General features: G+C 76.6%; 1 protein-coding gene. It reads right to left on the reverse strand.

Going from position 1 to position 1,313, the window contains the following annotated elements:
- Positions 1–1,313, reverse strand: a 1,313-nt coding sequence (locus tag BZL64_RS33185; protein ID WP_244205645.1) for an RNA polymerase sigma factor, incomplete at both ends; no start/stop codon positions are given.

The raw sequence follows: 1,313 nt of genomic DNA on the forward strand, positions 1-1,313 counted from the left end.
GTGTGGGGGTCGGTGAGGGTATGGGCGTCGGCTCCGGGGGCGTCGGGCTGGGCGTCGGCGCCGGGGCCGACACCGGGACGACCGCCGGCGGCAGCGGGTCGGGTTCCTCGGGCGTGGGGGTGGGCGCGGCCACCGGTTCCTCCGGCAGCACGACCGGCGCGGACGCCGACGGCTTGGCCACCGGCTGGTCGGCCGGGCTGTCGTCGCCGACCAGGGCGAGCGCCACCACGGCGGCGGCCACCACGACCACACCGGCCGCGATACCGCCCTTCACCGGCGCGCCCAGGCCCTCCGAGGCGGCCGCACCGCCGGCGCTGGACCCGCCCGTCCCGCCGCTCGCCGCCGCGGCCGCGCCCGCGGCGCCCGCCGCCCCGGCTCCGGCACCACCGGCGATGAGCGCGACGGCCTTGGCGTACCCGGCGGCACCGAACCAGCCGATGACCGCGATGGGCACCACGGCGGGGATGCCGCTGGCGACTTCCTCGATCTGGAGGGCGGCCAGCCGGCACTTGGCGCACTCGTCCAGATGCTTGCGCAGCCCCCGCTCGGCGCGGGTGCGCAGCCGGCGGCGGGCGTAGGTGCCGAGCTGGTCGGCGTAGCGGGCGCACTCCTCGTCGCTGGTCAGGGTCGCGCTGACGTGGGCCTGGAGGTAGGCCTGCTTGAGGCCCTCGCGGGCCCGGCTGGCGAGCACGCGCGTGCCGTTGGCGTCGAGGCCGAACAGCGTGGCGACCTCGCTCGGCGACTCGTCCTCGACCTCGGTGTGCCACAGCACGGCCTGCCAGCGCTCCGGCAGCGAGCGGAAGGCCTGCATGGCCATGGACTGCTCGGCCTCGTGCATGGCCAGCACGTCGGCCCCGAGGTCGAGGGTGTCGTCGTCGGACACCTCGGAGGAACGGGAAGCGTGCGCGGCGAACAGCGCGAAGTCGTCGACGAGCTGCTCGCGCTTCGCGGACTGCGTCCAGCCCGCGGCGACCCGGCGTACGGAGGTGAGCAGGTAGGCGCGTACGGCGTGCTCGGGGCCGGAGCCGCGGCGCACCGCCTGGAGCATGCGGGCGAAGACCTCCGCGGTGAGGTCGTCGGCGGTGTGGCCGTCCCGGCAGCAGGTACGCGCGTACCGGCGCACGGCGTCGGCGTGGCGCCGGTACAGCTCCTCGTACGCCGTGTCGTCGCCGGAACGCATCCTGGCGATCAGGTCGGGGTCGGCCGGAGGTACCTCGCGCAGCGGCGGGAGCACGCTGTCCTCGCGCCGGTCGCGCTGTGCCGGGACGCTGTTCTCGACCGGGACACCGCCACCCGGAGCGGGGTCGCCACCC

This window comes from Streptomyces bobili, from assembly GCF_002154575.1.
GTDB classification, from domain to species: Bacteria; Actinomycetota; Actinomycetes; order Streptomycetales; family Streptomycetaceae; genus Streptomyces; species Streptomyces bobili.